At 69.3% G+C, this 12518-nt stretch carries 15 protein-coding genes and 1 pseudogene; 6 read left to right on the forward strand and 10 right to left on the reverse strand.

What is annotated here, in order from left to right; genetic code table 11:
• Nucleotides 1–4 precede the first annotated feature (4 nt).
• Together ACHMW8_RS11200 and ACHMW8_RS11205 are read left to right on the forward strand one after the other, a co-directional pair.
• Nucleotides 5–2309: pseudogene (locus tag ACHMW8_RS11200) on the forward strand (beta-glucosidase).
• Nucleotides 2309–3715, forward strand: a complete 1407-nt coding sequence (locus ACHMW8_RS11205; RefSeq protein ID WP_395445590.1) for a glycoside hydrolase family 30 beta sandwich domain-containing protein — start codon at nucleotides 2309–2311, stop codon at nucleotides 3713–3715. The pseudogene ACHMW8_RS11200 and the gene ACHMW8_RS11205 overlap by 1 nt, the downstream one beginning before the upstream one ends.
• 61 nt (nucleotides 3716–3776) lie before the next feature.
• Here the strand turns inward: ACHMW8_RS11205 and ACHMW8_RS11210 are convergent, their stop codons facing one another.
• From ACHMW8_RS11210 to ACHMW8_RS11250, 9 genes are all read right to left on the reverse strand, one after another.
• Nucleotides 3777–4745: a tetratricopeptide repeat protein gene (locus ACHMW8_RS11210; RefSeq protein WP_395445591.1), complete on the reverse strand. Its 969-nt coding sequence runs from the start codon at nucleotides 4743–4745 to the stop codon at nucleotides 3777–3779.
• A gap of 175 nt (nucleotides 4746–4920) precedes the next feature.
• Nucleotides 4921–5325, reverse strand: a complete 405-nt coding sequence (locus ACHMW8_RS11215; protein ID WP_125156665.1) for a hypothetical protein — start codon at nucleotides 5323–5325, stop codon at nucleotides 4921–4923.
• 4 nt (nucleotides 5326–5329) lie between these two features.
• The gene (locus ACHMW8_RS11220; RefSeq protein ID WP_125156664.1) at nucleotides 5330–5716 is read right to left on the reverse strand and encodes a DUF4870 domain-containing protein; all 387 of its coding nucleotides are present in this window, start codon (nucleotides 5714–5716) and stop codon (nucleotides 5330–5332) included.
• Nucleotides 5717–5835: 119 nt separating this feature from the next.
• Entirely contained in the window at nucleotides 5836–6387 is a 552-nt protein-coding gene (locus tag ACHMW8_RS11225) for a hypothetical protein (RefSeq protein ID WP_395445592.1), read from the reverse strand.
• Between the two features lie 3 nt (nucleotides 6388–6390).
• Nucleotides 6391–6813, reverse strand: a complete 423-nt coding sequence (folB, locus tag ACHMW8_RS11230; RefSeq protein WP_395445593.1) for a dihydroneopterin aldolase — start codon at nucleotides 6811–6813, stop codon at nucleotides 6391–6393.
• 14 nt (nucleotides 6814–6827) lie between these two features.
• A complete protein-coding gene (locus ACHMW8_RS11235) occupies nucleotides 6828–7343 on the reverse strand; it encodes a 6-pyruvoyl trahydropterin synthase family protein (RefSeq protein ID WP_395445594.1) in 516 nt (171 codons plus the stop codon).
• A gap of 189 nt (nucleotides 7344–7532) precedes the next feature.
• Nucleotides 7533–8303 (reverse strand): SDR family oxidoreductase, encoded by a 771-nt coding sequence (locus ACHMW8_RS11240; RefSeq protein ID WP_395445595.1) that lies wholly within the window; start codon nucleotides 8301–8303, stop codon nucleotides 7533–7535.
• Entirely contained in the window at nucleotides 8300–8686 is a 387-nt protein-coding gene (locus ACHMW8_RS11245) for a dihydroneopterin aldolase (protein ID WP_395445596.1), read from the reverse strand. Before ACHMW8_RS11245 ends, ACHMW8_RS11240 begins: the two co-directional genes overlap by 4 nt.
• A 3-nt stretch (nucleotides 8687–8689) precedes the next feature.
• Nucleotides 8690–8770: a hypothetical protein gene (locus ACHMW8_RS11250; RefSeq protein ID WP_125157318.1), complete on the reverse strand. Its 81-nt coding sequence runs from the start codon at nucleotides 8768–8770 to the stop codon at nucleotides 8690–8692.
• Nucleotides 8771–8860: 90 nt separating this feature from the next.
• Here ACHMW8_RS11250 and ACHMW8_RS11255 point away from each other — a divergent pair, with 90 nt between their 5' ends.
• From ACHMW8_RS11255 to ACHMW8_RS11270, 4 genes are all read left to right on the forward strand, one after another.
• Nucleotides 8861–9331, forward strand: a complete 471-nt coding sequence (locus tag ACHMW8_RS11255; RefSeq protein WP_395445597.1) for an NUDIX domain-containing protein — start codon at nucleotides 8861–8863, stop codon at nucleotides 9329–9331.
• Nucleotides 9332–9420: 89 nt separating this feature from the next.
• Nucleotides 9421–10860, forward strand: coding sequence for an aldehyde dehydrogenase family protein (locus tag ACHMW8_RS11260; RefSeq protein WP_395445598.1), 1440 nt, complete (start codon nucleotides 9421–9423; stop codon nucleotides 10858–10860).
• A gap of 977 nt (nucleotides 10861–11837) precedes the next feature.
• Nucleotides 11838–12029, forward strand: a complete 192-nt coding sequence (locus ACHMW8_RS11265; protein ID WP_125159214.1) for a hypothetical protein — start codon at nucleotides 11838–11840, stop codon at nucleotides 12027–12029.
• Nucleotides 12029–12211, forward strand: coding sequence for a DUF3606 domain-containing protein (locus ACHMW8_RS11270; protein WP_010918311.1), 183 nt, complete (start codon nucleotides 12029–12031; stop codon nucleotides 12209–12211). The genes ACHMW8_RS11265 and ACHMW8_RS11270 overlap by 1 nt, the downstream gene beginning before the upstream one ends.
• A 44-nt stretch (nucleotides 12212–12255) precedes the next feature.
• Here ACHMW8_RS11270 and ACHMW8_RS11275 read toward each other — a convergent pair whose 3' ends face one another.
• Nucleotides 12256–12501 (reverse strand): hypothetical protein, encoded by a 246-nt coding sequence (locus tag ACHMW8_RS11275; protein WP_395445599.1) that lies wholly within the window; start codon nucleotides 12499–12501, stop codon nucleotides 12256–12258.
• Nucleotides 12502–12518 lie beyond the last annotated feature (17 nt).

Genomic DNA, 12518 nt, shown 5'->3' on the forward strand with positions numbered 1-12518 from the left:
CGCCATGACGACCGCCGCCCAGCCTTCATCCGCCCTGCGGATCCTGTGCCGGACCACCGCCGCCGTGGCGTTGCTCGCCCTGACCCCGATGTCCCTGGCCTTTGGATCCGGGGCGCTCGCCCAGGTCATGCCGACCAAGGACAGCGCCCCGCTGGCCCCGCGCGCCAACGACCCGGCCTGGGCCCGCGCCGACGCCCTCGTCAAGCAGATGACGATGGACGAGAAGATCCAGTATCTGCACGGCCTGTTCCCGCCGAACACCAAGCCGGCGCCGGCCGACATGATCCCGTCGGCCGGTTATGTGCCGGGCGTGCCGCGCCTGAAGATCCCGACCTTGCGGGAAAGCGACGCCAGCCTGGGCGTGGCCAACCAGGTCGAGCAGCGCAAGGGCGACGTCGCCACCGCCCTGCCGTCGGGCCTGGCCTTGGCCTCGACCTTCGAGCCCGAAGCTGGCCTATGCCGGCGGCGCGATGATCGGCGCCGAAGCCCGCGCCAAGACCTTCAACGTCCTGCTGGCCGGCGGCGTCAACCTGACCCGCGACCCGTGGGCCGGCCGCAATTTCGAATATCTCGGCGAGGACCCGTTGCTGGCCGGCGAGATGGCGGGCGAGCAGATCAAGGGCGTGCAGTCCAACCACATCGTCTCGACGATCAAGCACTTCGCCCTCAACGCCCAGGAGACCGGCCGCCACGTGATGGACGCCCAGATCGGCGAGGCGGACCTGCGCGAGAGCGACCTGCTGGCCTTCCAGATCGCGATCGAGAAGAGCAATCCGGCCTCGGTCATGTGCGCCTACAACAAGGTCAATGGCGACTGGGCCTGCCAGAACGACTTCCTGCTGAACAAGGTGCTCAAGCGCGACTGGAACTATCCGGGCTTCGTGATGTCCGACTGGGGCGCGGTGCACAGCACGGTGAAGGCCGCGCTGGCGGGGCTCGACCAGCAGTCGGGCCAGGAGCTGGACACCCAGATCTTCTTCGGCGACGACCTCAAGGCCGCCGTGGCCAAGGGCGAGGTCAGCCAGGCGCGCGTCGACGACATGGTCCGCCGCATCCTGCACGGCGTGATCACCTCGGGCCTGATGGACAACCCGACCCCGACCACCGCCCAGCCCATCGACTACGCCGCCCACGCCAAGGTCGCCCAGGCCGTGGCCGAGCGCGGCTCGGTGCTGCTGAAGAACTACGGAAACCTGTTGCCCCTGGCCAAGACGGCCAAGAAGATCGTGCTGATCGGCGCCCATGCCGATGTCGGCGTGATCTCGGGCGGCGGCTCGTCGCAGGTGCGTTCGGTCGGCGGCGCGCCGGTCGAGATCCCGCTGAACGGCGGCGAGGCCGCCTCGTTCGTCCGCGTCACCTGGCACGCCTCCTCGCCGCTGGAGGCGATCAAGGCCGCCGCGCCGGGCGCTGAAGTGATCTATGTCGACGGCAAGGACCCGGCCGCCGCGGCCGCCGCCGCCAAGGACGCCGATGTCGCCATCGTCTTCGCCTGGCACTGGCAGACCGAGGCCCAGGACGCGCCGTCGATCGCCCTGCCCGAGAACCAGGACGCCCTGATCGACGCCGTCGCGGCGGCCAACAAGAATTCCATTGTCGTGCTGGAGACCGGCGGCCCGGTGACCATGCCCTGGCTGGATCGCGTCGGGGCGGTGCTGCAGGCCTGGTATCCCGGCCAGCGCGGCGGCCAGGCCATCGCCCGCATCCTTTTCGGCGACGTGAACCCGTCGGGCCGCCTGGCCATGACCTTCCCGAAGTCCGCCGACCAGGCCCCGCGCGGCAGCGCGCCGGGCTTCGCCGAGCAGGCCGCCATCGACGACGCCCGTCGCGCCGGCCAGAAGGTCGATGGCATCAAGGGCTTCGCCGTAAAGTATCCGGAGGGCACCGCTGTCGGTTACCGCTGGTACGCCCAAGAGAAGCGTCAGCCGCTCTATCCGTTCGGCTATGGCCTGTCGTACACGGCCTTCGCCTACAAGAACCTCAAGGTCGAGGACGCGGCGGGCCTGAAGGTCAGCTTCGACGTCACCAACACCGGCAAGGTCGCCGGCGCCGACACCCCGCAGCTCTACGTCACGGCGGGCAAGCGCAAGCCGATGGTTCGCCTGGCGGGCTTCGAGAAGGTCGACCTGGCGCCGGGCCAGACCAAGCGCGTCACCCTGACCGTCGAGCCGCGCCTGCTGGCCGACTACGACGTCGCCAAGCCCGGCTGGACGATCCCGGCCGGGACCTATCCGCTCTATGTCGGCAGCCACGCCAGGGACATGGCCCTGACCGGCAAGGCCAACCTCAAGGCCTGGTCGCGGAGGCCGTAATGCGAACCCTCTCCCTCACCCTCGCCGCCGCGCTCGTCGCGACGGCCCCCGCCCACGCCGCGCCCAAGCTGCACAGCTGGACGACCACCGGCGACAAGAGCCAGCTCCTGGCCGCCCAGGCGCCGTCGGTCGCGGTGGCGGCCGACGCGATCGCTGGCCTGCCTGTGGTCGCGGTCGACGCCAAGGAGCGCCACCAGACCATGGTCGGGTTTGGCGCGGCGATCACCGACGCCTCGGCCTGGCTGATCCAGAACAGGCTGACCCCGGCCCAGCGCGACGGCCTGCTGCGCGAGCTCTATGGGCGCGGGGAGGGCGGTCTTGGCTTCAGCTTCACGCGTGTGACGATCGGCGCCTCGGACTTCTCGCTGGACCACTACAGCCTGGACGAAACGCCGAACGGCGCGGCCGACCCGACGCTGCAGCGCTTCTCGCTGAAGCGGCCGCAGGAATACGTCTTCCCGACCGTCCGCGCGGCCCTGAAGATCAATCCCGAGCTGAAGGTCATGGCCTCGCCGTGGAGCGCTCCGGCCTGGATGAAGACCACCGGCTCGCTGGTGAAGGGGCAACTGAAGCCCGAGGCCTATCCGGTCTATGCCGACTTCTTCGCCCGCTACATCAAGGAAGCCAGGAAGGTGGGCGTCCCCACCGACTATCTGAGCATCCAGAACGAACCCGACTTCGAGCCGGACAACTATCCGGGCATGCGCTGGCTGCCCGCCGACCGCGCCAGGTTCTTCGGCGAGAACCTGGCCCCGGTGTTCAAGCGCGAGAAGATCGCGACCAAGGTGCTCGACTGGGACCACAATTGGGACCAGCCGCAGCAGCCGCTGACCGTGCTCGCCGACGCCAAGGCCAGGGCCTTTGTCGCCGGCGTCGCCTGGCACTGCTACGCCGGCCAGGTCGAGGCCATGGAGACGGTGCGCGCGGCCCATCCGGACAAGGACGTCTTCTTCACCGAGTGCTCGGGCGGCGAATGGGCTCCCAAGTTCGACGATAGCTTCTCGTGGATGGTCGAGCAGTTGATCATCGGCGCGACCCGGCGCGGCGCGCGCGGCGTTCTGATGTGGAACTTGGCCCTGGACGAGAAGTTCGGCCCGCACGCCGGCGGCTGCGGCGACTGCCGGCCGGTGGTGACGATCGACAGCACGAGCGGCGCGATCACCCGCACCCAGGAATATTACGCCTTCGGCCAGGCCAGCCGTTTCGTGAAGCCCGGGGCGGTGCGGATCGGCTCGCCGGAAAAGGTCGGCGACCTGCGAACGGTCGCCTTCCAGAACCGCGACGGCGGCCGGGTGCTGCTGGTGCTGAACACCGGCAAGACGCCGGCGGATTTCGCCATCGTCGAGGGCGGCCGGCGGTTCAAGGCCAGCATCCCGCCGCGCGCGGCGACGACCTTTACCTGGTAGGCTCTATCTCAAGCATCTAGAGCGTGGCAGCCGAAGCCGCTCACACAGTCGGCTGCCACGCTCAGCTCGAGATCTTGGCTTCCAGCTCGTTCAGGCGCGCGCGCGTCACCGCAAGGTCCGGTCCGAACCGCGCCGGGTCGGCGGCGGCGAGGCGGCCGGCGATGTCGTAGCTCTCGCGGTAGAGATCCAGCGCTCGCATGCGATGGCCCCGGTCCTCGCGCAGGTCGGCCAGACGTTCCAGGTTCACCGATAGCGCCCGCTGGGCGCCCGCGTCGCCGGCCTCGCGGCCGCCGCGCGAGCGTCGCAGGGCCAGGGCCTCCTCGAAGGCGGCGAGGGCGGCGTCCAGGCGACCCTCGGCCTCGGCCACGTCGCCGACGCCCGACAGCGAACCGGCCAGCAGTTCGGCGCTTTCGTCGTCGCCGCGCGTCTGTCGCACCTGGCGGGCGTAGGAAACCGACGCATCATAGGCCTCGGCGGCGTCGTCCATCTGGCCCTGGGCGCGGGCGAAGTCGCCGAGGTCGCGGTAGACGATCGCCAGTTCCTCGTCGGTTTGCGCGGTGGTCTTCATCGCCGAAAGGGCGCGGGCGGCCTCGTGCCAGGACCCGTCGCGGCTGAGCGAGACCAGGCGGCCGCGCAGTTCGGCGAACGTCGCGGGGCGGGGCGCTGGCGCGGGCTGCGTGACCGCGGGCGGGGCCACCGACATGACCGGCGGGGCCACGGACTCGGGCTTGGGATCGGGAGGCGTTAAGGTTGGCGTCGCGACGACGGGCTGGGCTTGCGGCGCCCCCAGCTCCAGGCCAAAGGCCATCGGCGCGGCGCGCTTCTTTGGTTTGCGGCGGGGAAGCAGGGCGGCGACGATGAGCGCCCCGCCCACCATCGCCGCCGCCACACCGACGGCGGGCCGATGCGGCTCGAATGGTCCGAGATCGAGATTCGTGGCCCAGTTCCCCAGCGAGCCCCAACCCGCCACCACGTATCCCGACGTCGCTAGGATCAGCCCCAAGATGATCCCAACCAGTCGCGCCAGCATCACGTCCCCCCAGACGTTCACCCAAGGCGGGTGCAAACCCCGAAAAACGGGGCGTCCCAGCCGCCAGGCCGCACAAGTCATCCGATGGCTCCGCTTCCGTCGAGCCGTCTCAACTGGCAGGGGAAGCGGGGCGGCCGGATGACTCCTCGGTGGGCGCCCAGCGGAAAGGGCGCCTCTAAATCAACCACGCGCGCGGGCGCGGATATGCCTCGCCGCGTGACAGATAGTAGATCCCGATCACGCAGCGGGCCACGAACCAGAGGCCGACCGCTCCCAGAATGAGGCCGCCGGCGATGATCATCGGCAGGCCGACCAGCACGATCAGCATCGGAATGCCGAAGAAGATCAGCGCGCCGCCGATCAGGAACCAGGCGATCGACAGCCAGAAGGTCCGGATGGCGAAGGTGTAGTGGCTTTCGTTGATCGGCCCGGCCGCGTCGCGGTTCGCATAGGCGACGATCAGGCCGATGATCCAGGTCAGGCCGTTGGTGAAGCCCAGCAGATAAAGGCCGTAGACGACGGCCGGCAGGACCTTGTCCTCTTCGGCCGCGGGGGAGGTGACGGCGGTGGTGTCGGTCATGGTCTTAGAGCATCCAGTTCTTGGGCGTGGGATAGGGCTGGCCCTTCAGCAGGTTCGACAGGCCCACGACGCCGCGCACGACCAGCCAGACGCCGACGGCGGGCAACAGGACGATGCCGATCCCGACCGGGGTCAGCAGCAGGGCGACGATGCTGAAGCCCAGCGCCAACCAGAACGTCCGGATCTGGAATTCGTAATGGCTGGCCAGCCATTCAGGCGCGTCCTTGCGGCTGACATAGGCGATGATCGCGCCGATCAGGGTGGTGACGCCGCCGGTGGCCACGCCGGCGATGTGCAGGCCGTAGACGACGCCGGGCAGGGTCTTGTCATCCTGCAGGCGCGGCGGGACGTCGGGGTCGATGGCGGTAGGGTCGCTAAGGGAGTCGGGCACGAGCTTGAGCCTAAGAGAACGTCGTTGGACCAATCGTCGCGCCGAACGCCGCGTGATGCAAATGAAGGTGGCGTCATGAAGGCGAAGTAACCCGGACGCTCCCCGCGGCGGGGACTGGATCAGGGCAGCAGATCGCTCGGCGGGTCGTGGGGATCGAACGGCGTCCCTCGGTTCAGCCAGGGCAGGACGGCGAACATCAGGATCAGCACGAAGCTCATCCGCGCGGCCATGTCGACGCCGACCGAGGCCATGCCGGCGGTCAGCGAGAACAGCAGCATCGCCGCCGCGCCGAAGGCGGTCAGTCCCATCACCCAGGTGAGGGCGGCGCGCGCCTCGAACCGCGCCAGGCCGAAGCGGGCGCGGGGCGCCAGATCCGCGCCGACGGCGGCGATGGCGCGGGCCAGGGTCGAGAAGCTGGTCAGCCGATCCTCGAACTGACCCGGGCCGAGATAGCTCTGCGAGGCGATGCTCAGGCGACGACGACCGAAGGTCAGCAGCAGGCTGCGCCGCCGGCCGCCGGTCTTGTCGACCGCCAGGCTGTAGCGGGTCAGGCGAGACAGCGGGAAGCGCCGCTCGACCTTGCCGCGCGTCTCCGTCAGCACGCCGGCCTCCAGGGTCCAGACCGTCTCGGGCTGGAAGGGGGCCAGTCGGGCGCGGTGGGAGACTTCCAAGCGTCAGCTCCGGACGGCGGTGATCTCGACGCCGGCGGCGGCCGCGTGCGGGGCCAGGGCCAGGGGCTTTTCGACGCGCACGCGGGCGCGGGTGACGCGCGGATCGGTGAAACAGGCCTGGGCCAGCCGCTCGGCGAAGGTCTCCACCAGGTCGATATGGCCCTCGGCGGCGATGGCGCGGGCGGCCTCGCCGATGGTCTCGTAGTTCACCGTGTCGCCCAGGCGCTCGCAGTGGCTGGCGGCCACGTCCAGCTCGACATCGACGACCAGCGGCTGCATGCGGCCGTGCTCGTGGTCGTAGACGCCGATCTCGGCGTCGACCTTCAGGCCGCGGACGAAGACCTTGGTGACGATGATCCGCGCCAGGGGCGCATCGGCCGAAGCGTCGGCGGGCGCGGTGTCGGCGAGGGAAGCGGGAGCGGCCATTCGATCCGGTTTCGCTAGAAGTCGTTGATGCTGTTGTCCGCGCGCAGGCACCACTGACCGGGCGCCCAACCGGCGAGGCCGGCCATGTCCGTGGCGTCCAGGCCGACCGCGTTGGTCGGGGTTTCCTGGATCCTGAGGGACTCTAGCGTGAACAGGCCGTCGATGGCGAGGAAAGCCTTGGCCTTCAGCGCCATGGCGATCGCCAGGGCCTCGGTGGTCGGATCGCCGTCGAAGGTCATGACCCGCGCCAGGGTCTCGGGCTCGTGCTCGCGGAAGAAGCCGATCAGCGGGTCGGCCAGATTGGCCTGGAACGCGTGGTCCACCGCGCTGTCGATCCAGCCGTGCCAGGCGCGCTTGGCCCGCTCGAACGAGGCCGACATGTTCGAGCCGCCCAGGTCCAGCCGCGTGGCCGGGCGCAGGCGGATGAACACGTACTCGTCGTGGCCGTGCGGGATTCTGCACTTGGACGACGGGTCACTCAACAGCCGGTGGGCCATGGAGTACCGGCGATTGAATTCGAGGCTAAGCATCTGGAATACCTGGACCGGCCGCCCCGGGGTCGGCCGAGCGCGGCGCGGAACGCGTCAAATGTGGAAGGTCGTTTCGGCGAAGCGACGGTGACGAACAGCGGGCGCTTCAAGAAGCCGCGCCCTTATCATGAACAGCGGGTGCAGCGCAAAATATAGTTGCGCCACGCCAACCCGCCAGGCCTCGCTCCGCTAGACGTCCGGATCGTAGGCCACGTCCCGAGGCCGACCCAGCAGGCTCTCGCCGCCGTCGATGGTCAGGGTCTGGCCCGAGAAGGCCGGGGTGTCGACGATGAACAGCAGGGCGCGGGCCAGGTCGGCCGGGGTGCTGCTGACGCCCGACGGCGTGGCGCGGGCGGCGCGGACATAGTCGTCTTGCGTCTGCTTGCCCGAGGGCAGGGTGACGCCCGGCGACAGGCCGCAGACCCGCACCTTCGGCGCGAGGGCCTGGGCCAGCACCGGCGTCAGGGCGGCCAGGCCCAGCTTGCCGGCGGTGTAGGAAAAGTAGTCGGGGTTGGGCCGCAGCACCTTCTGGTCCAGCAGGTTCACCACCAGGCCGGTCTCGGCCTCGCCCAGGGCCGTGGCGAAGGCGTGGATCAGGAAGACGGGCGCGGTCAGGTTGGTGGCGATGTGCCGGTCCCAGCGCTCCGCCGTCAGGGTCTCGAAGGTGTCGTACTCGAACAGCGAGGCGTTGTTGACCAGGAGGTCCAGCCGGCCGAACCGGGCGCGGACGGCGGCGACCAGGGCCTGGCCGTCGGCGGCGGTCGACAGGTCGGCCTGGAACAGCTCGACCGCATGGCCGTCGGCGCGCAGGTCGTCGGCCAGCGTCCGGGCGTCCTCGGCGGAGTTTCGATAGTGCAGGGCGACGGCGTAACCGGCCTCGGCCAGCGCGCGCGCCAGGACGGCGCCGATGCGCCGCGCGGCGCCTGTGACGAGGGCGACTTTCGGGGGGGCGGCCGTCAAGCCGGCCGGACCTTGAACCATTCGACGCCTGCCGCGCGGGTCTCCGGGAAGATCTCCGGCTTGACGATGCGAACCCAGCAGGCGTCGACCAGCGGGTCGAGGAAGGCCGCGTCGACGGCCTCCTGCAGCAGGGTTTCCAGCAGGTCGACATGATCGCGGCCCTGCCAGCCGACGATCAGGGCGCGCAGCGGATCATAGTCGACATAGGTCCCCGGACCGCTGAACTCGGTCCGGGAATACAGCCGCGCGCTGACGCGCAGCCGGTTGGGGCGCTCGGGATGGCGCTCCCACGGGTGCAGTCCGCAACGGACCAGAACCTCGACGTCGTCCAGCACCGCGACCTGATGCGGCGCGGCGGTCCGCCAGTCGAAGGGGCCCGTCATCGCTTAGTCGATGCGGCCGAATTCGAAGAAGTTCAGGCCCATGATGACAGCCAGGAAAATGGCGATGACACCGATCGCGATCATGGCGCGGCTCCGGAAAGAGAAAACAAGATCGAGCCGGCTTTAGCCTTCGGCGCCGCTGACCGCAAGCGGCAGCCGCGCTAGAACGGGTCCATGCTCTGGCGCCGTCGCATCGAACCCTTCACCCGCCCCCTGGTCTACGCCTATTTCCGCGTCACGCGCGGCCTCACCCTGGGCGTCCGGGCGCTGGTCACGGACAGCGATGGCAAGGTCCTGCTGATCCAGCACACCTATATCAAGGGCTGGTACCTGCCCGGCGGCGGGGTGGAGCGCGGCGAGACGGCGGAGATCGCCGTGATCCGCGAACTGGCCGAGGAGGCCGGCGTGCGCGCCTTGTCGCGCCCTCGGCTCGTCTCGGCCCACAGCAACGAGGTTCTGCACCCCGGCGACCATGTGCTGCTCTACCGGATCGAGGCCTGGGAGCCTTGCGCCTCTGACGCCGAGGGCGAGATCCACGCGGTCGGCTGGTTCGATCCGAACGACCTGCCGGAGGAGACGACCAAGGCCACCCGGCGGCGGATCGCCGAGGCTCTGGGCGACGCGGAGCCAGATGTGATGTGGTGAGGGCTAGCCACCTGAACGCCGATCACATTAAATGCTTGTTTGAAACCGCCCCGCAGAGCGGATCCCACATCCAAGGGCAGGAGAACGGCATGCGCGAGTACACCAAGTTCTATATCGACGGCGCCTGGGTCGATCCGGCCCAACCCAAGACGCTCGACGTCATCAACCCGGCCAACGAAGAGGTCGCCGGCGTGATCTCGATGGGCTCGGAGGTCGATGTCGACCGCGCCGTCCGCGCCGCCCGCAAGGCGTTCGACAGCTGGTCGCAGACCAGCCGCGAGGAGCGCATCGACGTGCTCGAACGCATCATCGCCGAGTACCAGAAGCGCTTCGAGGACATGGCCAAGGCCATCACCGAGGAAATGGGCGCTCCGGCCTGGCTGGCCCAGCGCGCCCAGGCGGCCATGGGCATCGGCCACGTCCAGACCGCCGTCGCCGTGCTCAAGAACTACAGGTTCGAGGAAGACCGGGGCACGACCCGGATCGTCAAGGAGCCGATCGGCGTCTGCGCCTTCATCACGCCATGGAACTGGCCGGTGAACCAGATCGCCTGCAAGGTCGCCCCGGCCCTGGCCACCGGCTGCACCATGGTGCTGAAGCCGTCAGAGATCGCGCCGTTCAGCGCCCATATCTGGACCGAGATCCTGCACGCCGCCGGCGTGCCGCACGGGGTGTTCAACCTGGTCAATGGCGACGGCCCCACGGTCGGCGCGGCCCTGTCCAGCCATCCCGAAGTCGACATGGTCTCGTTCACCGGCTCGACCCGCGCCGGTATCGAGGTGGCCAAGAACGCCGCCCCGACCGTCAAGCGCGTCCACCAGGAGCTGGGCGGCAAGAGCCCCAACATCATCCTCGACGACGCCGACTTCGCCCGCGCGGTGGGCGGCGGCGTGGCCTCGGTGATGATGAACTCGGGCCAGTCGTGCAACGCCCCGACCCGGATGCTGGTGCCGGGCAAGCGCATGGACGAGGTCATCGCCATCGCCAAGGCCGCCGCCGAGAGCCACACGGTCGGCGACCCGAACGGCAATCACAAGATGGGCCCGGTGGTCAGCGAGACCCAGTGGAACAAGATCCAGGGCCTGATCCAGAAGGGCATCGACGAGGGCGCCACCCTGGTCACCGGCGGCGTCGGCCGTCCGGAAGGCCTGGACAAGGGCTACTACGTCAAGCCGACCGTCTTCGCCAATGTGAAGCCCGACATGACGATCTCCAAGGAAGAGATCTTCGGCCCGGTGCTCTCGATCCTCGGCTACGACACGGTGGATGAAGCCGTCACCGTCGGCAACGACACCGAATACGGCCTGGCGGCCTATGTCTCGGGCGGCGACCTGGAGACGGTGCGCAAGGTGGCCGGCAAGCTGCGCGCCGGCCAGGTCAACCTCAACGGCGCCGGCCCCGACCTGATGGCCCCGTTCGGCGGCTACAAGATGAGCGGCAACGGCCGCGAGTGGGGCGACCACGCGTTCGGCGAGTTCCTGGAGACGAAGGCGATCCTCGGGTACTCGGCGAAGGCGGCGGCGGAGTAGGGGGCTGCTTCTACTGAGTTAGTCGGACTTGGAGAGGGCGGGGCCGGGAGGCTCCGCCCGGTGATCACCTTACATCTCTTGAAGGCAGCAGCGTGCCGGACTGACCAGGTCAGTCAAGGCTCGCCTCCGGCGACCGCGTCGCGGCGACGCGGAGCGTCGGCCTTGAGTGACCTGGACAGCCCGGCGATCGTCTCGCCGTGAGATGTAAGGATGGCTCCGACCTCGGGGGGCGGATGGCGGAAGAGGGCGGGCACCCCAGATGCTCCCCCGCGATGCGGGGAGCTGTCGCGGAGCGACTGAGGGGGCTAGCGTGGCATAGGTCCAGTTGGCCCCCTCCGGCCCTCTGGGCCACCTCCCCCGCAACGCGGGGAGGATCTACGGGGATTGAGGGCGCTGTATCCCCGGTGTTCGCGGAACAGAGCCACACGAAATCAACCGCTTGTCGATTTTTCACGCCCCTGGATCATCCGCGTTGAATCCGCCGCGATAATCAATGCATCCCCGTCGCGGGGGAGGGCGTTTGGATCCGGCCCGAAAACGGCGGCGGGGGTAGGTTGAGCGGGGCCGCTGGCGGTTCCCGGAGGCTCGAAAGTCGCCCCGTCCGTACTCTTTAGGCGGATCGGTTGGCGAACGGGCGGTCTCCGGGGCCAAAGCCCTCAGCGGATCGACAGGGCGGTGATCGTACAAGCCGCCTATCGTGGATCGTCGGGGTCGAGACGGATGTAGCCGATCGACTTGGTCCGCGCCCGTCCGGGGGTAAACGGGGACCCGAGCAGACAACGCTCACGCCTCCCGACCTCACGGGCAAGAACAGCCTGGCGGAGCGGTCAGCGAGCCGAAACACACAAACCACTACGGTCCCCGGGTTCGCCCGGCCGCTCCGTCGCCTCCCCACACGCCTTCAGCGGCCGCGCCGCGTGAAGCCGATCGGATGTGTCCGCGGCGGCGCCCGCCGTAAGATGTGCTAGGCTCCCTCCATGACAACCGACGCCCCGCCGCCCGAAGCGCTCCCCGAAGCGCCTCTCGACGAGACCCCCATGCAGCGCGCCCTGCGCCTCAAGCAGGCCGCGCTCGACGCCCGGCCCAAGGCGCCGCGCGGCGGGAAGTTTCAGCGACAGCAGTCCGCGCGCATCGCGGCGGGCGACTCTAAGCCCTGGATGAAGAAGTAATGGCCGGACTCAAGGACAAGCGCGGGTTCATCGACAAGGACCGCCTGGATCTCACCGAGCGTCAGGCCGTCGAGTACTGGATGAAGCGCTGGGGCGTCACCCGCGACCAGATCACCGCCGCCCACCGCAAGGTCGGCCGGATGACCAAGGACATCGCCGCCGAGCTTGGCAAGAAGCGCTGAAACCCCGGCGACGCTGAGCTTTCGCGTTCGTTCGGCGCCGGGGCCTAGCGGGCGTTGGCCGCGCCGTCGGCGTCGTCGCGCGAGACGGCCCGCAGCAGGTGATTGCGGCCCAGGGGCGTGATCTCCCAGCCGCCGCCGCCGCGACGCGCCAGGCCCAGCTGGGTCAGGGCCTGGGCGGCGCTGATGTTGACGAAGTTGGAGTCCTGGCCCGGCTGGCGTTCGGCCAGGTTCCGCAGGGCGTTAAGCTGGCTGTCGGACAGGGTGTCGCTGACGGGGAGATCCTGGGTCATGTCGCTCCGATGCGTCG

The sequence above is a fragment of the Caulobacter sp. UC70_42 genome (assembly GCF_044056025.1).
GTDB lineage: Bacteria > Pseudomonadota > Alphaproteobacteria > Caulobacterales > Caulobacteraceae > Caulobacter.